Genomic DNA, 24,669 nt, shown 5'->3' on the forward strand with positions numbered 1-24,669 from the left:
ATGACCATCACCACCCATGAACCGCTGACCGTCACCCTCGGGGCCGGCGGCGTCACGCCTGAGGATGTTGTCGCCGTCGCGCGTCACAGCGCCAAGGTCGCCATCTCCCCGGAAGCCCTGGAAACCGTCGCCAAGGTCCGCGCGCACATCGACAGCCTCGCCTCCAGCGACACCCCCGCCTACGGCATCTCCACGGGCTTCGGGGCGCTGGCGAACCGGCACATCCCCAACGACCTGCGCACCCAGCTGCAAAAGTCCCTGATCCGCAGCCACGCCGCCGGCATGGGCCCGGCCGTGGAGCGGGAAGTGGTGCGCGGCATCATGTTCCTGCGCGCCAAGACCCTGGCCTCCGGCCGCACCGGCGTCCGCCCCGTGGTCCTGCAGACCATGGTGGACGTCCTCAACGCTGGCGTCACCCCCGTGGTCCGTGAGTTCGGCTCGCTCGGCTGCTCCGGCGACCTTGCCCCGCTTTCGCACTGCGCCCTGGTCCTGATGGGCGAAGGCGAGGCGGAAGGGCCCGACGGCGCCCGCTACGGCGGGAGCGGAGAGCCGCCCGTTGCCGAGCTGCTGGCGCAGCACGGCATCCAGCCGGTTATCCTCGCCGAGAAGGAAGGCCTCGCCCTGGTCAACGGCACCGAGGGCATGCTGGGCATGCTCCTGATGGCCATCGTGGACCTCCGCAAGCTGCTGACGACGGCGGACATCACCGCCGCGCTCAGCGTCGAGGCCCTGCTGGGCACGGACCAGGTGTTCCTGCCCGAGCTTCACGCAGCACTGCGGCCGCACCCCGGACAGGCCGCCAGCGCGGACAACATGCTGCGCGTCCTGTCGGATTCCCCGATTGTTGCCTCCCACAAGGTGGGGGACAACCGGGTGCAGGACGCCTACTCGCTGCGCTGCGCCCCGCAGGTGGCCGGGGCCGCCCGCGACACCGTTGACCACGCCGAACTGGTGGCCACCCGCGAACTCGCGGCCGCCATCGACAACCCCGTGGTGCTGCCTGACGGCCGCGTCAGCTCCAACGGCAACTTCCACGGCGCACCGGTGGCCTACGTCCTGGACTTCCTTGCCATCGCCGTCGCCGACCTGTCCTCCATCGCCGAGCGCCGGACCGACAGGATGCTGGATCCGGCCCGGTCCCATGGCCTGCCCGCCTTCCTCGCAGCGGACCCCGGTGTCGACTCAGGGCTCATGATCGCGCAGTACACGCAGGCCGGGCTGGTCTCGGACAACAAGCGGCTGGCCGTGCCGGCGTCCGTGGACTCCATCCCGAGCTCCGCCATGCAGGAGGACCACGTGTCCATGGGCTGGCACGCCGCCCGGAAGCTCCGGAAAGCCGTGGACAACCTCCGCCGCGTCCTGGCCATCGAACTGGTAACAGCCGCACGTGCCCTGGATATCAGGACGCAGCTCTCGGGCGGTGTCCTGACGCCGGGACCGGCGGGCGCCGCCGTCGTGAACGTCCTCCGGGACGTTGTCGAGGGGCCGGGGACGGACCGCTTCCTTGCACCGGAACTCGGAGCGGCTGACAAGCTGGTGGACTCAGGCGAGGTGCTCCGGGCAGCGGAATCCGCCGTCGGAACCCTGGCCTGAGCCCGAAGAAGATTCGGCATACGGGCGGGGCGTGTCCAAGGAATGGACTTTCCGGCGACAGGGCCCGCCCGGGGCCGGAGAGTGTAGTAGAACTGAAGTTGTAGTGAAAGTCACATCAAAGAGGCTGTGGCGCAGAACGTATACAAAGGGGTAGAAGTTCACATGAAAGCACGTGGGGCAGTCCTGTCGAGGCGCAATGCCCATTCCGCCACGGTGTCCGACTGGAAAACCCTCCAGGTTGGCGACCATGTCGAGATCATCAAGCATGCGCACGTAGTAGCCGCCGGGGAGGTGGAAGAAATTTCCCAGAGCGGCAACGTTCTCTGGCTTGTGCCGGCAGGTCCGGCAGAGAAGCAGCTCTTCCTGAAGTCTGACGGCGTGCAGGTCCGGCGCGGCTAGCAGTCAGTCCCAAGGAATCAAGCACCGAATCCCCGCCCTGCCGGAAAGCAAGGCGGGGATTCGTGGTTCTAGCCTGGTGGCCGGCGGCGGATCAGGCGGCAAAGGCCTCGTAGGTCTCGCCGAACGGAACTGATTCATCCAGGGCCACGGTGTAGCGTCCCGGGTTGAGCCGGGTCACCAGGATGCCGCAGGATGCGTCCTTGCTGGCGACCTCGATCAGTTCGGCAACCGCGTCTTCCAGCCCGGCGTTGACGTCGCGGCCGCTGGTGAATTTCAGGTCGATGGACCGGATTACCGGTTCTTCCGGGAACTGCGCGGGCTTTGCGATGCGTTCCAGAGTGGCTGTAGTCATGTGCTGAACTTTCTGTGTCTCATGCCTGAGGGCCGAACCAGTTTACCCGCTGCCGGGACAAATGTCAGATGACTGTTGTTTCCTACCCCGAGCAAAGATGATTCAAACAGCCCTGGTGGGGTCTCGCCCAACGGCGGCCAGTCACAAACCGCGGATTTGGCGGCAGTGCAACCGCAGGGCCACGATGGAAGTCCGTTCGCCAATGAACCGCGGGATCAAAGGAGCTGCACCGTGAAAATCATGCGCCTGGGCGACGCCGGCAAGGAACAGCCGGTTGTAATGGTGGACGCCGCCGACGGCTCCCGGCGGTACTTCAGCCTCTTGCCCCTGACCCGGGACGTGAACGGTGCTTTCCTGGCGGCCGGCGGCCTGCAAAAGGTCCGGGAAGCGCTGGCGGCCGGAGCGCTGCCCGCCCTGGAAGGGGCGGAGCTTCTCCGTGTTGGTGCTCCTGTGGCCAGGCCGGGAGCCCTGGTGGGCATCGGCATGAACTATGCGGCCCATGCGGCCGAATCCGGCTCCGCGCCGCCGGAGGTTCCGGTCATGTTCCTCAAGCCCGGTAATACTGTCACCGGACCGTACGATCCGGCCGCGGTCCCGCCGCTCTCCAGCAAGTTCGACTGGGAGGTGGAGCTTGGCATCGTCATCGGCAGGGAAGGGAGCTACCTGCCGGACACAGAAGCCGCCCGGCGGTGCATCGCCGGCTACGTCACGGCAAACGACTTTTCGGAGCGCGAATACCAGCTTCCCGGTGCGGCCGGCCAGTGGACCAAGGGCAAGACCCTGCCCGGCTCCACCCCACTGGGCCCCTGGCTGGTTCCGGTGGACGATATCGACGGCGGGAACCTGCCCCTGCGCAGCTGGGTCAACGGCGAACCGCGGCAGGAGTCGAAGACGTCGGAGCTGATCTTCGACGCGCCCACGCTGGTCCACCACTGCAGCCAGTACATGCGGCTGGAGCCCGGTGATGTCATTCTCACCGGGACTCCAGAGGGGGTGGCGCTGAGCGGCCGTTTCCCCTACCTCCAGCCGGGCGATGTGGTGGAGGTAGAGGTGGACGGGCTGGGCCGCCAGCGCCAGGAACTGTACCGCGCTGGTCGAGGCGCCTAGCCTGCCTTGACGGCGAGGACGGGGCAGTTTGCCTCCAGCAGGATCCGCTGGGACACGCTCCCCATGATCAGCTTGCCCACCGGGGTTCGGCGGCGCAGGCCGATCACGATCAGCTCCGCGTTGTGTTCTTCCGCGGCGTCAAGCACCTCGGCGGCGGCATCGTGTCCACGGACCGGCTGCTTGATCACGTGGTCGATGCCCTGGGTGGCCAGGCGGTCCTCAATGCTCTGGATCTCCGGCTCCTGGGCGTAGCGGTTGTCAACCAGTGCGTCCCCCTTGGACGAGTTGATCACCAGCAGTTTTGTGTTGTTCTTCCGGGCTTCGGCGATGGCCTGCGTGAGGGCTGCTTCGCCTTCGGGGGTCGGGACGTATCCCACCACGATGGTCATGACCGCTCCTTGTTGTCTGAGTGATGTACGTGCACCTCGTGCGATCCGTGGTCGCCTGCGTCCGCGCGCCTCGCACGGGCTTCGGTTGCGTCTGCGGGCGTCGGCACTGCTGCCGCCGCCGGCCGGTTGCGCCGGATCAGCTTGAACAGCAGCGGCCAGACCAGGATGAGGGCCACGATGATGTAGATGACGACGGCGATCGGCTCGCTGAACAGGCCAACGGGGTCGCCGGCGCTGAGCTGCAGGGTCTTGCGCAGCTGGCCTTCAATCCGAGGGCCAAGGATGACGCCGAGGATCAGCGGCAGCACCGGAAGGCCGAAGCGCCGCATCATGAACCCGAGCGCGCCGAGCACCAGCAGGATCACCAGGTCGAACGCCTGCAGGTTCACCGAGTAGGCGCCCAGGGTGGCGAAGAAAAGGATGCCTGCGTAGAGGTACGGGCGGGGCAGCTGCAGCAGCTTGGCCCACAGCGGCGCCAGGGGCAGGTTGATCAGCAGGAGCAGCAGGTTGCCGATGAACAGGCTCGCGATCAGTGCCCACACCAGCGGTCCCTGGCTGGAGAAGAGCTGGGGCCCGGGCTGGATGCCGTAAGTGGTGAAGGCGGCCAGCATGACGGCGGCTGTGGCGTTGGTGGGCAAACCGAGGGCCAGCATCGGGGTCAGGGTGCCGGCGGCGGCTGCATTGTTGGCAGCTTCCGGTCCCGCCACGCCCTCGATGGCACCCTTGCCGAATTCTTCGGGGTGCTTGGACAGGCGTTTCTCGGTCACGTAGGACAAAAACGTGGGGATTTCGGCGCCGCCGGCGGGCAGGGCGCCGAAAGGGAAGCCGAAGGCAGTCCCGCGAAGCCACGGCTTCCAGGAGCGGCCCCAGTCTTTTCGGCCCATCCAGGGCCGGCCCACCGGGATGACGTGCAGGGGAGTGCGGCGCAGGTGTGCTGCCACCCAGAGTGCTTCACCCACGGCGAAGATGGCTACCGCCACCACCACGATGTCAAGGCCGTCGGCGAGCAGCGGCTGGCCAAAAGTAAGGCGCCGCTGGCCGGTGACGGAGTCGATGCCCACCAGGCCGATGGCCAGGCCAAGGCCCAGCGAGGCGAAACCGCGGAGCCGGGACGAACCCAGCACGGCGGTGACGGCCAGCAGGGCCAGCACCATGATCGCGAAGTAGCTGGGGGCGCCGAGGCTGACGGCGAATTGAACCACTATCGGGGCGAAGACGGCCAAAAGGGCCGTGCCAATGGTGCCGGCAACGAACGAGCCGATGGCCGCCGTCGCAAGCGCCTGGGCCGCGCGGCCGGCCTTGGCCATCCTGTTGCCTTCGATCGCCGTCACCACCGAGGACGACTCGCCGGGGGTGTTCAGCAGGATGGAGGTGGTGGAGCCGCCGTACATGCCGCCGTAGTAGATTCCGGCGAACATGATGAAGGCGCTGGTGGGTTCCAGGGCGTAGGTGACAGGCAGGAGCAACGCGACGGTCATGGCCGGGCCGAGGCCCGGCAGGACGCCGACGGCGGTGCCCAGCAGGACGCCGATTACGGCGTAGAGGAAGTTCATGGGGGTGAGGGCGGTGGCGAAACCGTCCATCAGTGAGGACCAGACGTCCATCAGAGGATCCCTTCCAGGAGACCGGCCGGCAGTGCGATGCCCAAACCAAGGTAGAAGCCGTAGAAGGTCAGCAGTGCCAGGACCACTGAGATGATGCCGTCCCGGATGTAGTGGCGGCTGCCCAGTGCCAGGACGCTGCCCCAGAACAGCAGCGTGCCGGAGATGACCCAGCCGGCCCAGTCGATCAGCAGGATATTAAGGATGAAAGCGCCAGCAAGGGGCAGGACGGTTTTCCAGTCGGCCGGATGGCCGAGTTCGATATCCTCGCCGCCTTCGGCTTCACCCTTGCCGCCGCGCAGGACGTTGATTGCGAGCAGTACGGCACAGACAATCAGCAGTCCGGCAACGATATACGGAACGGCTTTGGGCCCCACCGGATCGGACTGCGAGTAGGGGACAGACAAGCGGTTGGCATCGAGGAAAACCAGGACGCCGGCCGCGCCGAGCAGGAGGGCGACCCCCAGCTCGGCACGGCCTTTCAGACCAGTGGCCAGTGAGCTCACGCCAGGCCCAGTTTCGTCAGGACGTCCGCCACCCGCTTGTCCTGCTCGGCGAGGAAGGACTCGAACTCGTCGCCGGTGATGAAAGCGTCGGACCAGCTGTGGGTCTTCAGGGCTTCCTTCCAGCCTTCGGTGGCGTGCATCTTCTCGAGGGCGGCGATCAGGGATGCCTTGTCCTCCTCGCTGATGCCCGGAGGGGCCACGATGCCGCGCCAGTTGGTGAACACCAGGTCGATGTTGGATTCCTTCAGCGTGGGCGCGTCGACGCCCTCGAGCCGCTCTTCGCCACTGGTGGCCAGGACTCGTACTTCACCCGACTCGATCTGCTGCAGGTACTCGCCTGCGCCGGAGGCGGCAAAGCCGAGCTTGTTGCCGAGGATCGCCGGCAGGAGGTCGCCGCCGCCGTCGTAGGAGACAAAGTTGACCTTGGTGGCGTCGATGCCCACCGCGCCGGCCAGCTGCATGGGCAGCAGGTGGTCCGGTCCGCCGGGGGAGGAACCTCCGCCCACGGAGATGGAAGCCGGGTCTGCCTTCCACGCCTTGACCAGGTCGTCGATGGTCTTGAACGGGGAGTCCTTGCTGACCATGATGGCGCCCGGCTCTTCGATCAGGCGGGCCAGCGGAGTGGTCTCGGTCAGCTTCGACTCGGACTTGTTGGTGTAGCTGGCGCCCACCACGCCCAGGCCCATCAGCATGGCGAGATCGCCGTTGCCCTTTTCGTTGACCACGCGGGCCAGCCCGACGGTACCGCCGGCGCCGGCGAGGTTGAACACTTCGGTGTTGCTGGTGATCTTCTCGTCCTCGAGGACCTTGGCCGCTGCGCGGGCAGTGGTGTCGTAACCGCCGCCCGGGGTGTTCGGGACCATGATCTGAAGTCCGGTAATGGGCCCGGCGGCGGCGCCGGAGCTTTCCGAACCCGTGGAGCTATTGCCGGTGGCACCGCAGCCGGTGGCCATCAGGGCGATGCCGGCGGCGACGGCGGCGATACGCAATGCGCGGATCTGGCGCATGGTGTTCCTCTTCTCTGAAAAACGGGCAGGACTGACTTGGTGATTCGATGCTAGGTTCCGCCGTGATGCCGGTCACTCTTATGTACGCAGAGAAAGTTAAGTTCATTTCGTTCACGTTTCCGGAGCCCCACCGTGGCCGGGCCGGCGCTCCCGCCGAAGTCCCCGCCGGCCGGGCGGTGCCTGGGGTATAGTTCCGGTACGCCGGGCGTGATGCGGAGTCCGTGCGACTGTGCGCATACCCTTGGCATCAAGACCACCACTAAAGGAATCCAAGCAGTGACTCGACGAAGAGGGATGTCCCTCGCGGGGCAGTACCTCGTGCTGCAGTTGCTGATAGTCCTGGCCGTGCTGGTGGCTGTCGTCGCCATCTCGCTGGCCCAGTCCGCCGCCACGTTCGAACGTGTGGAAGGCCGCCGTGCGCTCTCCGCCGCCGAGGCCCTCGGCAGCAACCCGGCCGTGCGCGAACTGCTGCCCACCGCCGAGCCCCGGACCGGAGCCGCGCTTCCCGCCGTAGCCGAATCCATCCGTACCGTCTCCGGGTCGAGCCAGGTGGCGCTGGCCAAAAAGGACCGGACAGTCGTTGCCTCCTCGGATCCCAGCCTTCTGGGCCAGCAGCTGGAGCTGGGGGAGAGCCGGGTCATGGAGGGCCGCGCCTGGACCGGGGTGGTCGATGGGTCCGGGGCCGCCATGCTGTCCGCGCACGTCCCGGTCCTGAATGACGCCGGAGAGATGATCGGTATCGCCGCCATCAGCAGGAACTACCCCACCACGCTGGAGCGCCTGGGCGACGCCGTCCCGAACCTGCTGACCTATGTGGGTGTGGCCAGCATCCTGGGTATCGCCGGATCATTCCTGCTGTCGCGGCGGGTTAAACGGCAGACCCTGGGCATGGAACCGAGCGAGATCACCGGCCTGGTGGAGAACCGGGAGGCAATGCTCCACGGGCTCAAGGAAGGCGTAGTGGCCCTCGACCCGCACGAGCGGATCACCGTGGCCAACGGCAGTGCCCGGGAGCTGCTCGGACTGCCCGCGGACTGCGTGGGCAAGAGGCTCGCCTCCCTTCCCGTTGACCCGGCAGTGAAGGTGGTGCTCACCCGGAACCAGCAAGAGCCCGACCAGCTGGTGCTCGTGGGGGAGCGGCTGGTGGTCTTCAACCGCGTCCCCATCCGGTCGCGCGGCCGGGAGATAGGCTCCGTCACCACACTGCGTGACAGGACGGAGCTGTCGGAGCTGGAACAGGAATTGGGAACCACCCGCACGGCCACGGACACCCTCCGGGCCCAGGCCCACGAGTTTGCCAACCAGCTGCACGTGATCTCCGGGCTCATCCAGATCGGCGACTATGATTCCGTGGTGCAGTTCGTCAACGGGGCTACGGTGGACCGCACCCGGCTCAACGACGAGGTGACCGCACGGATCCAGGATCCCGCGCTGGCCGCGCTGCTCATCGCGAAGTCCAGCCAGGCCACTGAACGCAACGTCGCGCTCCTGCTGGATCCTGAATCCCGGCTGGCGCCCGTCAGCGATGAACTTTCCCGCGACCTGGTCACGGTGGCGGGCAACCTGGTGGACAATGCGTTCGACGCCGTCTCCGGGGCGGGTGCGGCATCCGTGCAGGTGCTGGTGGAGGACAGCGGCGGCCAGGTCACGCTCACCGTCCGGGACAGCGGGCCCGGGGTACCCGCAGGGGCAGCGGATGACATCTTCAAGCAGGGGTTCACCACCAAGGATTCCATGCGGGAGGGCGGCCGCGGGTTCGGCCTGGCGCTCTCCCGCGTGGTGTGCCGCCGCTCCGGCGGCGACCTGACGGTGGACAATGACAACGGAGCCGTCTTCACGGCCCGCTTCACAAGGGGTGCGCGGAAATGATCAAGGTCCTGATTGTCGATGACGACTTCATGGTGGCCAAAGTCCATGCCGGGTTCATCCAGCGGACGCCCGGCTTCACCGTGGTGGGTGCTGCGCACACCGGCGCCCAGGCCGTCGTCGAAACCCAACGCCTCCAGCCGGACCTGGTGCTGCTGGACATCCACCTGCCGGACATCAACGGACTGGAGCTCATGCAGCAGCTGCGCGGGGTCGCCCCGGAACTCGACGTCCTGGTGATCAGCGCTGCCCGGGAAGTGGAGATGGTGCGGAAGGCGCTGCGCGGCGGCATTGTGCACTACCTCATCAAGCCTTTCTCACAGACCGACCTGCAGGAGCGGCTGGAGCATTACCGCAGCGCCTACCAGGGGCTTGACTCCTCCAAGGACGTGGCCGAGCAGTCGGACGTCAACCGGGTGTTTGGACTTGACCGCACCGAGCGGCCGCTGCCCAAGGGCTGCAGCGTGGAAACACTGAAGCTGGTGGAGGCGGCGCTGAAGGAGGCCGACGGCGACCTGTCGGCTGCGGAGGTTGCCGAACAGTTGGGTACATCCCGGGTCAGCGCCCGGCGCTACCTTGAGTATCTGCACGACGAAGGCCTCCTCGAGGTCCGCCTCAAGTACGGGGTGGGGCGCCCCGAACGCAGGTACCTGCTCAAGGCATAGCGGCGGATGGCGCGGTCGGAAGGTTCAGCGCTCGCCGCCGGAAGTTGGGCCGGGCAGGAATTCGTTGGGAAGTTCCGATACCGGGACGATGACCATGTCCTGGACCTTCCAGTCCATGGCAATGCAGGCCTCGCGCGCCTGCTCCAGCTGTTCCAGGCCCGGCATGCTCCCACCCGCAGGGACCACGAAGGACTCCACGTGGAACACATGCCCCTCGTCCCGGATGCGTGACCGGGCGTCTTCCGTCCAGGGCAACCCCCGGAGATAGGCATCCAATTGCCGGCCGAGCGGGTGGGGTTCGCTGTCGTCGTAGGTCATGGCCCGTTTATCCATCAGGGCGGACACGGCGGCCCGGGTGTTCCGGATCCCGTCGTGAAGGATGCTGGCGGAAATAACCAATGCCGCCGCGTAGTCAGCCCACCACAGGCCCAAACCGATTCCGGCCACGCCGGCCACTGCCGCCACAGCCGTCATCCAGTCGGCCTTGTTCATGTCTGCGTCCGCGTACAGAACCTTGTCGTGCAGTTTCTTGGCGAGCTTCATCTTGGCCCTGCCCAGGAAGACGGGTGGTGCCGCGGTAAGAAGCATGACGCCCATCATCAGCCAACCCAGCCAGATGGTGCTTCCGAACAGTTCGATTCCGCCAATCGTGGGATGTTCTGCCTTGAGCAGTCCCAGGCCGGACTCGACGAGCAGGTAGGCACCCATGGCGGTGAGGGCCACGGCGGCTACCAGGTGTGCAACACCGGTGGACCGGTGGTAGCCGTAGGGGTGGTCCTCGGAGGGGAGTTTCCGGATGATGCGGGTGGCCAGCAGGAAGGAAAGGGGCGGAAGGAAGGACAGGAGATCTTCAATCCAAGCCGCCTTCATCGCCTGGGAATTGCCCAGTACCAGAAACACCAGGGTGGTGGTGATGGCAAGGAAGCCCATGGTGGCCCACTCGAGTTTGACTGCCTTGCGCAGTGCCTCCCGCTGCTCCGCCGGCAGTTCCGTATGTCCGAAGCGGAGGGCGCCACCGCTGCTGAGACCGGTCATGGCTGTTTCTTTTCTTCCAGCAAAAACTTATCCAGCTCGAGCAGGAAGGCATTTTCGCCAAGGGGCACCAGCATGACATGTTTGTGCAGGTTCCCCCGCTGGTCCTTTGACTCCGCGTAGGGACGGGTCAATCCGGCGTGGGAAACCCACGGCGTCTTGTCATCCAGCCCGCCTATCACCAGGTCCAGCCCGCCATGCTTCAGCTCTTCAGCCAGGCCTTGTTCCGTTCCCACCACCCATTCCACGCCGGCCCCCAGTTGCTGCGCGAACCGTTCAACCAGGTTGGCTTCGATGCCCTCCACCCGGACCGGGCTGGTGTCGCTGCCCGCAGGGATGCGTACCCAGTCGCCATTCGGGCTGGCGCCCACACGCAGCGTCCCTCCCCGTACCCGGTCCAGGGTGCCCTCCGGGTCCGCCGGATAGGCGCCGCAACCGGAAAGGGCCAGCAGCGCTGCCAGCATAAAGGCCAGGATGTTGCCGCGCCTCATTGGCCGCTCCTTCCACCAGGTTGTTCAGCATCATGATAGGCAGCATGCTTATCAGTCGAAAAACGCCATGGTCCGGTGCGCGCCCGAAGGCCGGAGACGTCAGCGCAGCAGTATGTCCAGCAGCCGGGCTGCCACCCGCGCCGTCCGGCCGTCCACGTCGAAGGCCGGGTTGAGTTCGGCGATGTCCAGGTGGATCAGCTTCCCGCTCAGCACCACCTGCCGGCACACGGCGCTGATGACGGGCAGCGGTACACCAAAAGCCGCAGGGGCGCTGACCCCGGGGGCCGTTGCTGCCGGCAGCACGTCCAGGTCGATGGTCAGGTACAGCACGTCGATGTCCGCAAGGAAGGATGCCACGAACGCGCGCACCCGGTCAGCCTCGCAGTCCTCGTCCAGCAGGTACGGCACGCCCAACCGGCGGGCGGTGTCAAAAAGGGCCCGGGTATTGCCGGCCTCGGAAATGCCGACGACGCCGTAACGGAAACCGCGCCCGGCGGCGGCTTCGGCGCGGGCCATCTGGAGGAACGGCGTTCCGGACGTCGGGACCGGCTCGTCACGCAGGTCGAAGTGGGCATCCAGGTTCAGCACGCCCAATCGGCTGCCCTCCTGCACCGCCCGGCACGCGCTCACCCCCAGGTAACTGGCAAAGGCTGTTTCATGGCCGCCGCCCAGGACCGCCGTCAGGTGCCCGGCGTCGAGCAGCTCCGTCACCGCGTTCCCGAGCCGCGCCTGGGCATCCTCCAGCCTGCCTCCGGACACCGACACATCTCCGGCATCCAGCACGGTCCGGTCGAGGTGGAAGGCCAGGGGCGCCAAAGCCTTGCGGATGGCGGCCGGCGCGGCGGAAGCTCCGGTCCTGCCTTTGTTGCGGCGCACCCCTTCGTCACTGGCGAAGCCCAGCAGGGCGGCTGGCCTGGAGGGTGAACCGGGCACCGACGGCGCCGCCCCGCCTGCTGCACCCTCGGTTGCACCGGCAAACGGTGCCACCGCCTGCCACCAGCGGCGGTGCTCCGGGCCGTCCCCATCAAACCGTCCGGTCCAGGGCTGGGGCGGGAGGTCAACGGCAGGTTTCACGAAAGCCATGCTTCAAGCTCACCCCATGCCAGGACGTAAAACCAGCCGCGCCGCCGTCGACGTGTCTGGAATGCAAGAACCGGGCGATAAAGGGTACGGGCTATGGTGGTGCAATCCCTCCCTGCGGAAGGTACCACCCTTGCCCGCGCCTGATGGCGCAACCAACCAGGCCGGAGAACAGCACGTGTTTGAAGCCCCCAGCATCCTGTTTGCCGCCGCCGGCGTGGCGGTGTTCATCGCGGCCGTATTGCCGAAACTGCTGCGCGACATGCCTTTTTCCATGCCAATGGTGTTCCTGGGAGCCGGGATGGCGGCCTTCGCCCTGATCCCGACGCTTCCTGACCCGGATCCGCTGGCACACAGCGACTTCGTGACCCACTTTTCGGAGATATGCGTCATTATCTCGCTGATGGGTGCCGGGCTGGCTTTGGACCGGCCGCCGGGACGAAGAAGCTGGTCCACCACGTGGCGGCTCCTTGGAATCGCCATGCCGCTGTGCATCATCAGCCTGACGCTGCTGGGCCTGTGGTTCCTGGGGCTGGGCCTTGGCGCTGCGCTGCTCATTGCCTCCAGCCTTGCACCCACTGACCCGGTGCTGGCTTCCGAAGTGCAAGTTGGGGAGCCTGCCGATGAGGAGGAGGGCGCCGAAAAAGAAGACGAGGTGCGGTTCGGCCTCACCTCGGAAGCGGGGCTCAATGACGGACTGGCGTTCCCGTTCGTCTATCTGGCGATAGCGATCAGTATCGTGGGAGCCTCCCCGGCCGCCTGGTTCCCCGAATGGTTTGCCGTGGACGTGCTGTGGCGGCTGGCAGTCGGCCTCCTGCTGGGATTCCTCACCGGAAAGCTGCTGGCGCGGCTCTTCTTCTCGGCCCGAAAGGAAAGCCTAAGGCTGTCCAACCACTCGGAAGGCTTCGTGGCGCTGGCCGCGACATTCCTGGCCTATGGGCTGACGGAGATGGTGGAGGGCTATGGGTTCATCGCAGTGTTCGTCTGCGCTGTGACCATCCGCGCGGCGGAACGCACACACGGCTACCATCGCATCCTGCACTCCTATGTGGAGCAGCTGGAACGGCTCCTGACGGTGGTGATCCTGGTCCTGCTCGGCGGAGCCATTGCCCGCGGGCTCCTGGCGGAAGTCGGGATCGCAGAGGTGCTGGTGGCGCTGGCATTCCTGCTGCTGGTCCGGCCGCTGGCGGGATGGCTGGGGTTGCTGCGCGGGAAGACGGGCCCCCGGGAACGCATCGCCCTCTCGTTCTTCGGCATCCGCGGGATCGGCTCGCTCTACTACCTCTCCTACGCGCTGGGCAAGGGAGAGTTCGGGGACCAGGCGGAGTGGCTGTGGGGGTTTGTGGGCCTGGTGGTGGCACTGTCCATTGTGATCCACGGCGCCACCACGTCACCGCTGATGAACCGGCTGGACCGGCTCCGCGAGCAGAAGGCCCGGGCTGTGTCCGGGGACGAGGGCCTCGCCCCGAACACTCCCGTCTAGGGCTACATGCCCAGTGCAGCCTCGATGGGTCCGACTGCGAAGAACAGCAGGAATGCCCCCGCCACCGCCCACATCAGCGGGTGGATTTCCTTGACCCGGCCCTGGAACGTGCGGATCAGGACGAACGAGATGAAGCCGGCGCCCAGTCCGTTCGCGATCGAGTAGGTGAAGGGCATCAGGGTGAAGGTCAGGAACGCGGGAATGGCGATGCCCCAGTCCTGCCAGTCGATCTTGCCCACCTGCGAGACCATCATGAAGCCCACCACCACCAGTGCCGGGGCAACGGCTTCGAACGGGACGAGGTTGATGAGCGGCGTGAAGAACATGGCCACCAGGAACAGCAGGCCGGTGACGATCGAGGCCACGCCGGTGCGGGCGCCCTCGCCGATGCCGGCGCCGGCTTCGACGTAGATTTGGTTGGAGGACACGGAGGCGCCGCCGCCGGCGATCGCGCCCAGCGCGTCCACCTGGAGGACGCGGTCGACGTCGGGAATGTTGCCGTGTTCGTCCACCGTGCCCGCCTCATTCGCCAGGCCCACCATGGTGCCCATAGCGTCGAAGAAGATGCTGAGCAGGATCACGAAGGCCAGCAGGGTGGCGGCCACGAAGCCCAGGTGCTCGAACGCGCCGAACGGGTTCGCCTTGCCGAGCAGGGACAGGTCGGGGGCAGCCCATCCGGAGAACGCCGGTGCCACCAGGGACCAGCCCTGCGGGTTGAACGGCTTGCCTTCCTGCACGCTGGGTCCGATGTGCAGGGTCAACTCCAGGAGCACGGCGATGACGGTGGAAGTAATGATGCCGATCAGGATGGCGCCCTTGACCTTGCGGACCACCAGCGCGATGGTGAGCACCAGGCCAAAGACGAACACGGCCGTCGGCCAGCCCAGGAGCTTGCCCTCAAAACCCAGTCCCACCGGGACGGTAGTGCCGGCGACGTCAGGAATGCGGCGGACAAAGCCTGCGTTGACCAGGCCGATCAGCGCGATGAACAGGCCGATGCCCACCACGATCGCGGTCTTGAGCCCGTCCGGAACGGCTTTGAAGACAGCGGTGCGGAAACCAGTGAGGACCAGGATCAGCATGGTGACGCCGGAGAGGACCACCAGGCCCATCATGTCCGGCCAGGTGAGGCCGGGGTTCGTGGCAACAGTGACGGCAACGAAGGCGTTGACGCCCAGGCCGGTGGCCAGCGCGAACGGGTGCTTGGCCCAGGCCCCCATCAGGATGGTCAGGATCCCCGCGACGAACGCGGTCACAGCCGCAACAGCGGTGAATCCCAGCGAGTTGCCGCTGGAATCGGGCCCGGAGAGGATCAGCGGGTTCAACACCACGATGTAGCTCATGGCGAAGAACGTGGCGAAGCCGCCACGGACTTCGCGCGACCAGTTGGAACCGCGCTCGGTGACCTTGAAATACCGGTCGAGGGCAGAGCCTTGCTTAAGCATGAGTCCTCCGGGGGAGTTTGGGGATAACTGCATCCTATGGGCGCTGCGGCGGGACGGCCGGCAAATTCCCCTAGTCTGTAAGGAAGCCAACACAAGGAGCAGTCCCCGCATGCGCCCCATCCGCCGCCACCTGCTGAGCCTCCTGCTCGGTTCCTTCTTTCTTGCCGCCGCCCTGGGCTTTGCAGGTCCCGCCGCCGCCCATGACGCTGCCGAATCCAGCAACCCGGCACAGGGAGCCTCCCTGCCTGCCCCGCCGGAACAGGTGTCGGTGACCTTCAACAACAACCCGCTTGGCATCGGCGCCTCCATCTCCATCAAGGACGCAGCAGGCACGGAATGGGCGGACGGCCCGGTGCAGATCGTGGACAACGTGGCGTCGCAGAAACTACGGGCTGGAGGGCTTGCGGGCGAGTACACGGTGTCCTGGCGCGTGGTCAGCTCGGACTCGCACCCCATCGAAGGCAGCTTCGGCTTCACCGCGGCCGGCGCGGCAGGGGGGACGCCCCAGGCAACAGGCACGACGGCGCCCGCTGCAGTTCCGGGCATGGGCACAGCTGAGCCCGGGGTAACCGCCGAACCGTCCGTGCCGGCAGACTCCGGCGAGCCGTTCCAGTGGAGCATTGTGGTCTTCGCCGCGGCGGCCCTGGGCCTGCTCGCGGCCCTGGCCGTGATTGCCAGGCGCCGGCTCTCCGTAGGGGGCGAAGAACAGGCCAGCGGGGAGTAGCCGGACGGCAAGCTAGCAGGTCAGCATCGCAAAGCTTCCCGTTGCGGGAGCTGGCACCGTGTCCGGATGGACCTTGGCCGAGATGGCCTGGCCCACTGTTTTGGCCTGGCGCAGTACCTCCTTGGGAGAGGGGGTAATGAGTTCGCCAACGCCCACCAGGTAAATACCGATGGCCCGCATGGCTGCCGCCAGGTTCCGTCCCACGGCGATGCCGAAGTCGTTGATCATCCGCCGGAGCTGGCTGTGGGCGCACCGGGTCAGGACAATATGGTCCGCCACCAGGATGCCGGTGGGAGTGTGGACCTCCCACTGCGGCTGGGCGGCCTCGGGCGGGGACTGAGCCACCATGGTCAGCTGCACCGCGCGGGTGGTGTTGCGCACATCCACCTGGTGGCTGGCCGCGTAGTTGCGCAGGTGCCGGAGGATTTCATTCCGTTCCCGCAGGGTACCGGAGTCGGCCGCATCACAGCGCTGCAGGGACGTGGTGTTCGCCGGTTGGGCCGCACCCAGGATGTCCAGTCCGTCCACCACGATGGAATCAATTCCGCGCCGCCGCAACTCTGCGGCAACGGCCAGGCCGGAGAGGCCTGTCCCTATGATCACGGTGGTGGTCTGTTCGGTCCCGGCATTTCCAGGCATGCTTGACACCACAGTTTCCCTCCTTCGAAGTTTCGGCAGGTGCCGGCATCCTCGCCGGCGCGCGTCCCGTGTTCCCCAAAGTCCGGCCGCAGCACGTTGGCAGGCAGCTGCCAACGGAAGTTGAAGCTGGCGTCCCCGACCAACAATGTCTGGAAGACTACAGAACATTTCCAGCCATGGGTAGCCCAAATCACCAACATTTTTCTGCCGGTGAACGCGCTTTCCGACGGCCTGTGGAAAGACCCCCGCGGGGCCGTGGAAACGGTGTGGAAAGGCTGTGGATAACGTGTGGATCACGGCGGCGTTACGCGCTTGCTAAGCAGGACGCGACGGAGAATAGTGAGAAGCGGAAGCGGGCGTATCACAGGTGCCTTGCGGCTGTTGGCGAGGTGCACGGGGAACGTCCCGCTTCTGGCAGAATAGCCGCAACATCTGGCAGGCACAGCGCAAGGAGGCGGCCCCATGGGCGCACAAGAGTTGCATCCGGACCCGGCCCGGGACGGTGGTGGAACCTCTGCCGCACCCGAAGGGATCGTGGTGGGCGTCGACGGCTCCGACCATGGCCAGTGCGCGCTGGTGTGGGCAGCCCGTGAAGCACAGCGCCGCCGTCGTCCCCTGCATGTTGTCACTGCTTACTCGGTGCCGATTTTCGCTGCCTCCGGTTTGGACGGTGGCTACGCCACCGTCGACGACTCCGTCATCCGCGAGGGCGCCGAGGCGATCGTCAGGCAGGCGCTCCAGAAGGTGTCCGCCTACGACATCGAAGTGACTTCTTCCGTCGAGAACGGCGATGCCTCGGGCGTGCTGCTGGACATGTCGCATACCGCGGAGCTGCTGGTGTTCGGCACCCGAGGACGCGGCGGCTTCGTGGGCCGGCTCCTGGGCTCCGTGAGCAGCGCCCTGCCCGCACACGCCAAATGCCCCACGGTAACCGTGCCGCTCGTCTGCTCGGACCGGCTGGGGGAGACCACGGAGGACCGGCGCATCAAGGCCGAACAGGCAAAGGCCGGGCACCAGCGCGTCGAAAACGTGGTGGTGGCGGGCGTGGACGGATCCGAACAGGCCCGGGTCGCCGTCCTGGAAGCAGCCGAGCAGGCCGAACGCCTCGGCGCCACGCTCCGGGTGGTGTGCGCCGTGCCCCAGTACAGCGGTTCGCTGGCCTGGGTTCCCGCGCCAATGGACCGGAAGGCGCTTTTCGCAGACATCCAGGTGACCCTTGATGCAGGAATGGCCTGGCTCCGCAGCCACTATCCCGGTCTTCCCACGGAGTCCCAGTTGCTCGACGGCTCGCCCGTGGATGTCCTGGTGGAAGCCAGCCGGCACGTGGAGCTTGTGGTCGTGGGTACGCGCGGCCGGGGCGGCTTCACGGGAATGCTCCTGGGATCAACCTCGGATGGCGTGCTGCACCATGCCAAAGGTCCCGTCATGGTGGTCCCGGACCGGGATGACCCACGCCTGGCGGACCGGTCCCGTTTCGGGCCCATGCTCGACGACGCCGCCTGACGGCCACGCTGGCCGCTGCCGGCGCTTGGAAAAACCGGAGGACATCTTCTTCGTGGACTTCGGCGAGGCCGCCCGTGCGGTTTCCGGGCAGGAGGGCGACGGCGGAACCGGGGACATACGCAGGCTGGTGGCGGAGCGCAGGGCTTCCTACGAATGGGAACTGGGGCGCCGGCGCATCCCGCGGGTGCTGCTCTCTGACGGCACCGAGCCCGAGGCGCTGCACGCTGCCGGCGCAGCGGGGTGCCGGGGGCACTGGCGGGCAGCCCCGCGTCCGCAGGATCCGTCACCGCCCCCGCCCGGGTGATCCTCGATCCGGTGGGTGCGCGCCTCGAGCCCGGCGAGATCCTGGTGGCCCTCGAGTACGGCATCCCGGCCGTGGTTGGAGTGCCGGACGCGACGGCCAGGATCAGCACGGGGCAGAGAATAACGGTCGACGGCGGCTCGGGCACCGTAGTGCCGGCACGGCCCGAAGGGGACGGCTGGGCGGCGGCGGAATTACCCTGAGGAGGGGATTCGGGCACGTGTCCTGCCGCCGCCGCAGGCGTAATCTTGAGCTATGGGCTCATGGGTGCGCTGGATTCCAGCCGTCGCCGCTCCTGCAATAATCGCCGCCGGTGTCCTGGCGGGGACCATCCCGGCACGTGCCGGCAACCCCCTGCCCGAAAAAACACCCGCAGAAGTCCTGGCCGCGGTCCAGGAGCACAAGGCCCACACGTTCTCAGGCACTATCGAGCAGTCCTCGGACGTGGGGCTGCCGGAACTGCCGGCCGGACCGTCTTCCGGGCCGGCTTCAGCCGGCGGAGCAGCCTCGATGATCGAACTCCTCACGGGGGAGCGCACTGCACGCGTGTACATGGACGGCAAAACCAAGGTCCGACTCCAACTGGTGGACCGTCTGGCTGAGCGTGACCTCGTCCGCCGGGACCGGGACGTCTGGTTCTACTCCTCCAAGGACAACTCCACGGCACACGTGACCTTGCCCGCCACGCCGGAGGACCTGCCCCTGCCTGTCCACCCGGACCAGCCGGCCCCTGGCACCCCGCCTGCTGACCGCCCGGAACCGGGTGCCGCCGAGTTGCCCACGCCCGGGGACATCGCGGAGAACCTCCTCGCCAAAGTTGACCCCACCACGGCCGTCACGGTGGGCGAAGACGTGGAAGTGGCAGGCCGCACCGCCTACAACCTGCTGCTTGAGCCGCGCACGGAAGCAACCCTGGTGGGCCAGGTTGCCATCGCCGTAGACGGCGAAACCGGGATGCCACTGTCCGTCGAGGTGACCCCACGGGGTGCAGCCGCGCCTTCCTACACCGCCGGGTTCACCAGCCTGTCCCTTGACGTGCCGGACGATTCGCTCTTTACCTTCGTGCCGCCGCCGGGCAGCACGGTGAAGGAACTGCAGGCAGCGGATTCCCCCCGCTGGCCGCTCAGCTTCCGGGCCCCGGGCATGATCATCACACCCGAGCAACTGACCGCCATCCGCACACACCCCGCCCGCCCGTCTGTTACCGGCAAGGGGTGGGAAGCCGTGGTGGAAATCCCTGCCGCGGCAGCGGGCGGAACGCTGGCTGAATCCCTGATGAGGGATCCGCTGCTCGCCCATGCCGCCGTCGTCGTTCCCGGCGGGCGGCTGCTGTCCACGACGCTCCTCAATGTCCTGATCGCCGACGACGGCCGCATCTTTGCCGGCATGGTGCCGCCGGACCAGCTGCAGGCTGCCGCCTCGGCGGCTCCGTGAGCCCGGCAGGCGGTACGGGCTCCGGTACGCCCGGGCTGACCATCGAGACGCAGGGCCTGACCAAACGCTTCGGCCACCAGGTTGCCGTGGACGGGGTGGATCTCGCCGTGCCACCGGGTTCCGTGTTCGGTTTCCTCGGCCCCAATGGTTCCGGCAAGACCACCACCATCCGCATGCTGCTGGGGCTTGCCGCGGCGTCGGCCGGGACCGTCAGCCTGCTGGGCATGGAGATGCCGGCGCGGTTCCGCGACGTGCTGCCACGGGTGGGAGCGCTGGTGGAGGGGCCGGCGTTCTACCCTTTCCTGTCAGGAGCCGGGAACCTCCACCGGCTGGATGCCGCAGGCCCCCGCACCGTGCCTGCCACCCGCAGGGCAAGGGTCAACCTGGCCCTGGAACGGGTGGGGCTTTCACACGCTGCCGGCAAGAAGGTCCATGCCTATTCGCTGGGAATGAAGCAGCGGCTGGGCATAGCCAACGCGCTGCTTTCGCACCGCGACCTGCTCGTCCTGGACGAGCCCACCAACGGGCTTGACCCCCAGGGCACCCGCGAAGTCCGCAACCTGGTCCGTTCCCTGGCACGTGACGGCGCAACCGTCTTTGTGTCCAGCCACCTGCTGGCCGAGGTGGAACAGATGTGCACGCACGCTGCCGTGATGAGCGCCGGCAGGCTGGTGGCGCAGGGACCGCTGGCCGACCTGCGCCGCGCCGGGCACGTCCGGATCCGGCTGGTGACGCCCGACGGCGGAAACGCGCGCACCGTCCTCACCCGGCTGGGCCTGGTGCCGGAGGGCGGGGGAGTTGAGCCCGACGGTGACGTCCTCCTCGCCGGGCTCGGTGCACCGTCCGCGGACGGCGGCCACCTCCCCGAGGACATCGTGGGACACCTGGTGGGTGCCGGCATCCGGGTCCGGGGGTTCACGATGGAACGCGAAAGCCTGGAGGACCGCTTTGTCGCGTTGACGGGGGAGGGGTTTGACGTTGCCCAGTAGCATTCCGGCGGAGCTTTCCGGAGCGGCCGTCCAGCAGGCGGGCCGGGCGAAGGAATCCGGGTTCTCACTGATGCTGTCCGAGCTCAGGGTGCTCTTCGGGCGGCGCCGTACGTGGGCGCTGCTGCTGGCGCTCGCCGCCATTCCTGTGCTGGTGGCTGTCGCGGTGCGGGTTTCCTCCACGGTGCCGCCGGGCCGCGGACCGGCATTCCTTGACCGGATCAGCCAGAACGGGCTGTTTGTTGCATTCACGGCCATGCTGGTGTCCGTGCCGCTGTTCCTGCCGCTCACCGTGGGTGTGGTTGCCGGGGACACGATTGCGGGCGAGGCAAGCCACGGAACGCTGCGGTACCTGCTGGTGGCACCGGCAGGGCGCGTGCGGCTGCTGCTGGTCAAATATGCGGGTGCGCTCGTGTTCTGTGTGGTGGCGCCGTTGACCGTGGGCGTCGCGGGCGCGGCCATCGGTGCGGCCCTTTTCCCCGTGGGTCCCGTCACGCTGCTGTCGGGAGACGTCATCCAGCCGGCGGAAGCAGCCGTGCGGATCCTCCTGATCGCCGCGTACCTGGCCGTTTCGCTGGCAGGCCTCTCCGCCGTCGGTCTGTTCCTCTCCACCCTTACGGTTGTTCCGGTGGGGGCGATGGCCGCCACCGTGGTGGCCTCCGTTGTGTCCCAGGTCCTGGACCAGCTGCCGCAGCTTGAATGGCTGCACCCGTGGCTGTTCAGCCATTACTGGCTGGGGTTCGGTGACATGCTCCGCCAGCCGCTCTTGTGGGATTCCTTCATCGACAACGCGCTGCTGCAGGCCGGCTACATTGCGGTTTTCGGGGCGCTCGCATACGGCCGGTTCGTGACCAAGGACGTCCTGAGCTGACCCGTGCTGCTAGGCGTGCTGCCGCGCCTCGTGTTCGGAGTGGCTGGCCGGTTCAAGCTGGAAGGTGCAGTGGTCCGTGTCGAAGTGCGAGCCCAGGCAGGTGATGAGCTTGTCCAGCAGCTGGTCCGCGCCGCGGGCGTTGAGTACCCCGTCTTCCACCACCACATGGGCGGAGAAGACCGGGACGCCGGACGTGATGGTCCAGATGTGGATGTCGTGGACGTCGGTCACCCCGTCAACGGACAGGATGTGCTCGCGGATCATCTGTACTTCCACGCCCTTGGGGCTCGCCTCCAGCAGTACGTCTACTACATCGCGGAGCAGGCTCCAGGCCCTCGGCAGGATCAGGACGGCAATCACCACCGAGGCTATGGTGTCCGCGGCATTGAACCCGGTGAGCATGATCACCACCGCCGCGGCGATCACCGCGAAGGAAGCCAGGAGGTCGCCGAGGACCTCCAGGTATGCCCCGCGGACGTTGAGGCTGTCCCGGTGCGCACCATGCAGGATCAGCAGGGACACGATGTTCGCCACCGCGCCGAGGACGGCGGCGAAGAGCATGATGCCGGTTTCCACCTCGGGCGCGGAACCGATCCTGCGGACCGCTTCGGTGAAGATCACCACCGAGATCACCACCAGGATGAGCGCGTTGGCCAGGGCGGCGAGCACCTCGGCCCGCTGGTAGCCGTAGGTGCGGGCGTCGCTGGCCGGCCGGCCGGCGATCCACGCGGCCAGGAGCGCGATGGTCACCCCGGCGGCGTCGGAGAGCATGTGCCCGGCATCGGCCAGCAGCGACAACGACCCGGAGAGGATGGCGCCAACCACCTGGATGAGGACCACCGCAACGGTGATCGCCAGGACGGCCACGAGCCGCTTCCGGTGCTGGCCCGTGGCGGTGGCGGTGATGCCGTGGCTGTGGTCGTGTCCCATGCCTACAAGGCTAGCCCCAGCCCAGCTCGTGGAGCCGGTCGTCGGAAATGCCAAAGTGGTGTGCCACCTCGTGGACCACTGTCACCGCCACTTCATGGATCACGTCCTCGCGGGACGAGCAGATTTCCAGGATGGGCTCGCGGAAGATCGTGATCCGGTCCGGCAGGGACCCGGCGTCCCACCACGAACCGCGTTCGGTGAGCGGAACCCCCTCGTAGATTCCCAGCAGGACGGTGTCCGGATCTTCGTCCGGCCGGGGCACGTAGTCGTCCTCGATGAACACCGCCACGTTGTCCATGGCGCGGGCCAGCCTCTCCGGAATGCTGTCCAGGGCGTCGGAGACGGCTGCCTCAAACTCGTCCGCGGACATGCGGAAGCCAATAGGTTCGTGAGGACCTTCAGGAATGATGGGAAGGCCGGGCGGGAGGCTGGCAGGCATACCACGACCTTAGCGCTGAAAACCGCCCTGATACCCGGGCCGCGGGCGGATCCGGCGGCGGGTAAGGCCCACCCCCACCAGGCAGATCAGGCCGCCCGCCAGGCCCAGGGTTGTGGGGATCTCACCGAGGAGGAGCCACGAAATCAGGACAGTGGTGCCCGGCACCAGGTACGTGGTGGCTGCCAGTTTCCCGGCGTCCACGAGTGAGAGCGCATAGGCCCAGGTGGTGAAGGCAATTGCGGTAGGGAAGATGCCGAGGTAGACCAGGCCTGCGGTCGCCTCCGCCGGGGCCGCCTGGACCTCGGATACCAACTGCCCGGTGAATGGCAGGCAGCACAGTGCCCCCACGAGGATCCCGAACCACGTCGCCTGCGCTGCCGGGACCTTCCGCAGGACCGGCTTCTGGACAATCACGCTGACCGCGGCGAGCACGGCGGCAAGGAGGCAGAGCGCCACGCCCGCCATGTCCGCCGTCGTGCCTTCCCCTGCCCCCGGAACCTGCCCCGCCGCCTGGCCTGAAGATCCCACCGCGATCAGCGCCACCCCGGCGAACGCCACCATGCTGCCGATAAGCAGCCAGCGGGGAAAGCCCTCCTTCAGGACAACCCCCGCCATGATGGCCACCAGGATGGGGTTGACATTGATCAGCAGGGCGCTGGTGCCCGCGTCCAGGACGTGTTCGGCGGCGTTCAGTGCCACGTTGTAGCCGCCGAACCACATCACTCCGTACGCCAGGATGGGCCACCATTCGCGTCCGCGCGGCATGTACCGGCTCTTCAGCAGCTGCGGCAGGACCAGCAGGGAAAGTACGACGGCGGCAATCGCCAGCCTGCCCAGGGTCAGGGAGCCGGGGGAGAAGTGCGGCCCGATGGCACGGATCCCCACGAAGGCCGAGGCCCACAGGACCACGGTGACAATCATGGCCGCCACGCCAAGGGCCTTGACCGGCGCGGGCGCGGGCGGCGTGACGGATTCCGTGGTATCGGCGGGGGTGGTTGATGCCATGGAGCCAATGTATCCGGGCGAAGGAGCCTGTGGCTGGCGGAAATCGGCCACGTCTGGCCAACTTCCTGCCAAAGTTGCGCCTACCTTGAGCCGGTGCTGCCTGGCCCCTCGGCTAGGATGCGGGTTATGGTCTCAAACCCCGCTCCACCCCGCGATTCCGCACGCCTAGCCAGAACAATTATCTGGATCCTGCTGGCCGTGACTGTGGCGGGCGGGCTTGCGTGGTACGCCATGTTCACAGCAGGCAGGCAGCAGGCCGTGCCGCCTGTTCCTGGCTCCGAACAGCTGGTCCGGGCGGACAGCCACCGGCTCACTACACCCTCCGTGGAGAAGGCCCAGCTGGTGGAGTTCCTCGATTTCGAATGCCCTTCCTGCGGTTCCATCCATCCGGTGGTGGAGGAGCTCAAAGCGGAGTTCGGGGACCGGATAACGTTTGTGCACCGGCACTTTCCGCTGTCCATGCACCCGAACTCGGGGCAGGCGGCGCTGGCCGCCGAGGCCGCCGGGCAGCAGGGCCAATACCAGCAGATGGCCAACCGGCTGTTCGAGACCCAGCCCCAGTGGGCCGGGAGCCAGCAGTCCCAGGCGCCGCTGTTCCGCACGTACGCGGAGGAACTCGGGCTGGACCTTGCCCTGTATGACGCCGCCGTGGCTGACCAACGGACGGAAGAACGCGTGCTGGCGGACATCGCGGACGGCAAGGCCCTGGGCGTGAGCGGCACGCCGACGTTTTTCCTGAACGGCGAGAAACTTACCCTAACCACCAAGGCGGACTTCCGGCAGAAGCTGGCCGACGCCGTCGGTTAGCCTTTTCCCCAGCC

The 24,669-nt window shown here is 67.1% G+C and carries 25 protein-coding genes and 1 pseudogene; 13 read left to right on the top strand and 13 right to left on the bottom strand.

The features are described 5' to 3' along the window. Nucleotides 1-1,593: a histidine ammonia-lyase gene (gene hutH, locus FDW83_RS13440; protein WP_138138600.1), complete on the top strand. Its 1,593-nt coding sequence runs from the start codon at nt 1-3 to the stop codon at nt 1,591-1,593. A 162-nt stretch (nt 1,594-1,755) separates the two neighbouring features. Continuing rightward, a complete protein-coding gene (locus FDW83_RS13445; RefSeq protein ID WP_138138601.1) occupies nt 1,756-1,992 on the top strand; it encodes a hypothetical protein in 237 nt (78 codons plus the stop codon). A gap of 91 nt (nt 1,993-2,083) precedes the next feature. On the opposite strand, the gene FDW83_RS13450 is transcribed toward FDW83_RS13445, so the two are convergent. After that, nucleotides 2,084-2,344 carry a hypothetical protein gene (locus FDW83_RS13450; RefSeq protein ID WP_171027559.1) on the bottom strand — a complete coding sequence of 87 codons (261 nt, stop codon included), beginning with the start codon at nt 2,342-2,344 and terminating at the stop codon, nt 2,084-2,086. Nucleotides 2,345-2,575: 231 nt separating this feature from the next. Between FDW83_RS13450 and FDW83_RS13455 the strand changes: the two genes are divergently transcribed. Beyond that, nucleotides 2,576-3,451: a fumarylacetoacetate hydrolase family protein gene (locus tag FDW83_RS13455; RefSeq protein WP_171027560.1), complete on the top strand. Its 876-nt coding sequence runs from the start codon at nt 2,576-2,578 to the stop codon at nt 3,449-3,451. Here FDW83_RS13455 and FDW83_RS13460 read toward each other — a convergent pair. The 4 genes from FDW83_RS13460 to FDW83_RS13475 are packed head-to-tail and all read right to left on the bottom strand — an operon-like array spanning nt 3,448 to nt 6,954. Further along, entirely contained in the window at nt 3,448-3,840 is a 393-nt protein-coding gene (locus tag FDW83_RS13460; protein ID WP_138138602.1) for a universal stress protein, read from the bottom strand. The two genes, FDW83_RS13455 and FDW83_RS13460, sit on opposite strands and share 4 nt — an antisense overlap. Beyond that, entirely contained in the window at nt 3,837-5,444 is a 1,608-nt protein-coding gene (locus FDW83_RS13465; RefSeq protein ID WP_240720982.1) for a tripartite tricarboxylate transporter permease, read from the bottom strand. The genes FDW83_RS13460 and FDW83_RS13465 overlap by 4 nt, the downstream gene beginning before the upstream one ends. Next, entirely contained in the window at nt 5,444-5,947 is a 504-nt protein-coding gene (locus FDW83_RS13470) for a tripartite tricarboxylate transporter TctB family protein (RefSeq protein WP_138138603.1), read from the bottom strand. Before FDW83_RS13470 ends, FDW83_RS13465 begins: the two co-directional genes overlap by 1 nt. Then, nucleotides 5,944-6,954, bottom strand: a complete 1,011-nt coding sequence (locus tag FDW83_RS13475) for a tripartite tricarboxylate transporter substrate binding protein (protein WP_138138604.1) — start codon at nt 6,952-6,954, stop codon at nt 5,944-5,946. The genes FDW83_RS13470 and FDW83_RS13475 overlap by 4 nt, the downstream gene beginning before the upstream one ends. 294 nt (nt 6,955-7,248) lie before the next feature. Here FDW83_RS13475 and FDW83_RS13480 point away from each other — a divergent pair, with 294 nt between their 5' ends. Both FDW83_RS13480 and FDW83_RS13485 read left to right on the top strand, forming a co-directional pair. After that, nucleotides 7,249-8,823 carry a sensor histidine kinase gene (locus tag FDW83_RS13480; RefSeq protein ID WP_138138708.1) on the top strand — a complete coding sequence of 525 codons (1,575 nt, stop codon included), beginning with the start codon at nt 7,249-7,251 and terminating at the stop codon, nt 8,821-8,823. After that, a complete protein-coding gene (locus tag FDW83_RS13485) occupies nt 8,820-9,485 on the top strand; it encodes a response regulator (protein WP_138138605.1) in 666 nt (221 codons plus the stop codon). Before FDW83_RS13480 ends, FDW83_RS13485 begins: the two co-directional genes overlap by 4 nt. A 24-nt stretch (nt 9,486-9,509) precedes the next feature. On the opposite strand, the gene FDW83_RS13490 is transcribed toward FDW83_RS13485, so the two are convergent. From FDW83_RS13490 to hutG, 3 genes are all read right to left on the bottom strand, one after another. Then, the gene (locus tag FDW83_RS13490) at nt 9,510-10,520 is read right to left on the bottom strand and encodes a cation transporter (RefSeq protein WP_138138606.1); all 1,011 of its coding nucleotides are present in this window, start codon (nt 10,518-10,520) and stop codon (nt 9,510-9,512) included. Next, a complete protein-coding gene (locus FDW83_RS13495) occupies nt 10,517-11,008 on the bottom strand; it encodes an ABC transporter substrate-binding protein (protein ID WP_138138607.1) in 492 nt (163 codons plus the stop codon). The genes FDW83_RS13490 and FDW83_RS13495 overlap by 4 nt, the downstream gene beginning before the upstream one ends. A gap of 99 nt (nt 11,009-11,107) precedes the next feature. Then, the gene (hutG, locus tag FDW83_RS13500) at nt 11,108-12,091 is read right to left on the bottom strand and encodes a formimidoylglutamase (RefSeq protein WP_138138608.1); all 984 of its coding nucleotides are present in this window, start codon (nt 12,089-12,091) and stop codon (nt 11,108-11,110) included. A 175-nt stretch (nt 12,092-12,266) separates the two neighbouring features. Here hutG and FDW83_RS13505 point away from each other — a divergent pair, with 175 nt between their 5' ends. Continuing rightward, nucleotides 12,267-13,571: a sodium:proton antiporter gene (locus FDW83_RS13505; RefSeq protein WP_138138709.1), complete on the top strand. Its 1,305-nt coding sequence runs from the start codon at nt 12,267-12,269 to the stop codon at nt 13,569-13,571. Between the two features lie 2 nt (nt 13,572-13,573). Here FDW83_RS13505 and FDW83_RS13510 read toward each other — a convergent pair whose 3' ends face one another. After that, the gene (locus FDW83_RS13510; protein WP_138138609.1) at nt 13,574-15,016 is read right to left on the bottom strand and encodes an NCS2 family permease; all 1,443 of its coding nucleotides are present in this window, start codon (nt 15,014-15,016) and stop codon (nt 13,574-13,576) included. Between the two features lie 109 nt (nt 15,017-15,125). Here FDW83_RS13510 and FDW83_RS13515 point away from each other — a divergent pair, with 109 nt between their 5' ends. Next, nucleotides 15,126-15,740: a copper resistance CopC family protein gene (locus FDW83_RS13515; protein ID WP_138138610.1), complete on the top strand. Its 615-nt coding sequence runs from the start codon at nt 15,126-15,128 to the stop codon at nt 15,738-15,740. A 12-nt stretch (nt 15,741-15,752) separates the two neighbouring features. Here the strand turns inward: FDW83_RS13515 and FDW83_RS13520 are convergent, their stop codons facing one another. Next, nucleotides 15,753-16,379 carry an NAD(P)-binding protein gene (locus tag FDW83_RS13520; protein ID WP_138138710.1) on the bottom strand — a complete coding sequence of 209 codons (627 nt, stop codon included), beginning with the start codon at nt 16,377-16,379 and terminating at the stop codon, nt 15,753-15,755. Between the two features lie 462 nt (nt 16,380-16,841). Between FDW83_RS13520 and FDW83_RS13525 the strand changes: the two genes are divergently transcribed. From FDW83_RS13525 to FDW83_RS13545, 5 genes and pseudogenes are all read left to right on the top strand, one after another. Further along, a complete protein-coding gene (locus FDW83_RS13525) occupies nt 16,842-17,882 on the top strand; it encodes a universal stress protein (protein WP_138138611.1) in 1,041 nt (346 codons plus the stop codon). Nucleotides 17,883-17,901: 19 nt separating this feature from the next. Further along, nucleotides 17,902-18,386: pseudogene (locus FDW83_RS13530) on the top strand (PEP-utilizing enzyme); the annotation flags it as partial. A gap of 52 nt (nt 18,387-18,438) precedes the next feature. Then, nucleotides 18,439-19,617 (top strand): hypothetical protein, encoded by a 1,179-nt coding sequence (locus tag FDW83_RS13535; protein ID WP_171027561.1) that lies wholly within the window; start codon nt 18,439-18,441, stop codon nt 19,615-19,617. Then, a complete protein-coding gene (locus tag FDW83_RS13540) occupies nt 19,614-20,606 on the top strand; it encodes an ABC transporter ATP-binding protein (RefSeq protein WP_138138612.1) in 993 nt (330 codons plus the stop codon). Before FDW83_RS13535 ends, FDW83_RS13540 begins: the two co-directional genes overlap by 4 nt. A gap of 70 nt (nt 20,607-20,676) precedes the next feature. Beyond that, nucleotides 20,677-21,474, top strand: a complete 798-nt coding sequence (locus FDW83_RS13545) for an ABC transporter permease (protein ID WP_370281300.1) — start codon at nt 20,677-20,679, stop codon at nt 21,472-21,474. A gap of 9 nt (nt 21,475-21,483) precedes the next feature. On the opposite strand, the gene FDW83_RS13550 is transcribed toward FDW83_RS13545, so the two are convergent. From FDW83_RS13550 to FDW83_RS13560, 3 genes are read right to left on the bottom strand one after another with little or no spacing between them, the layout of a single operon-like run. Then, nucleotides 21,484-22,404: a cation diffusion facilitator family transporter gene (locus FDW83_RS13550; RefSeq protein WP_138138613.1), complete on the bottom strand. Its 921-nt coding sequence runs from the start codon at nt 22,402-22,404 to the stop codon at nt 21,484-21,486. A 10-nt stretch (nt 22,405-22,414) separates the two neighbouring features. Further along, nucleotides 22,415-22,843, bottom strand: coding sequence for a metallopeptidase family protein (locus FDW83_RS13555; RefSeq protein WP_138138614.1), 429 nt, complete (start codon nt 22,841-22,843; stop codon nt 22,415-22,417). A 9-nt stretch (nt 22,844-22,852) separates the two neighbouring features. Next, the gene (locus FDW83_RS13560; RefSeq protein WP_138138615.1) at nt 22,853-23,848 is read right to left on the bottom strand and encodes a DMT family transporter; all 996 of its coding nucleotides are present in this window, start codon (nt 23,846-23,848) and stop codon (nt 22,853-22,855) included. 126 nt (nt 23,849-23,974) lie between these two features. On the opposite strand from FDW83_RS13560, the gene FDW83_RS13565 reads away from it, so the two are divergent. Next, nucleotides 23,975-24,655 (top strand): thioredoxin domain-containing protein, encoded by a 681-nt coding sequence (locus FDW83_RS13565; protein ID WP_138138616.1) that lies wholly within the window; start codon nt 23,975-23,977, stop codon nt 24,653-24,655. The last annotated feature ends 14 nt before the right edge of the window (nt 24,656-24,669 follow it).

The organism is Pseudarthrobacter sp. NamE2 (genome assembly GCF_005796205.1).
Lineage (GTDB): Bacteria > Actinomycetota > Actinomycetes > Actinomycetales > Micrococcaceae > Arthrobacter.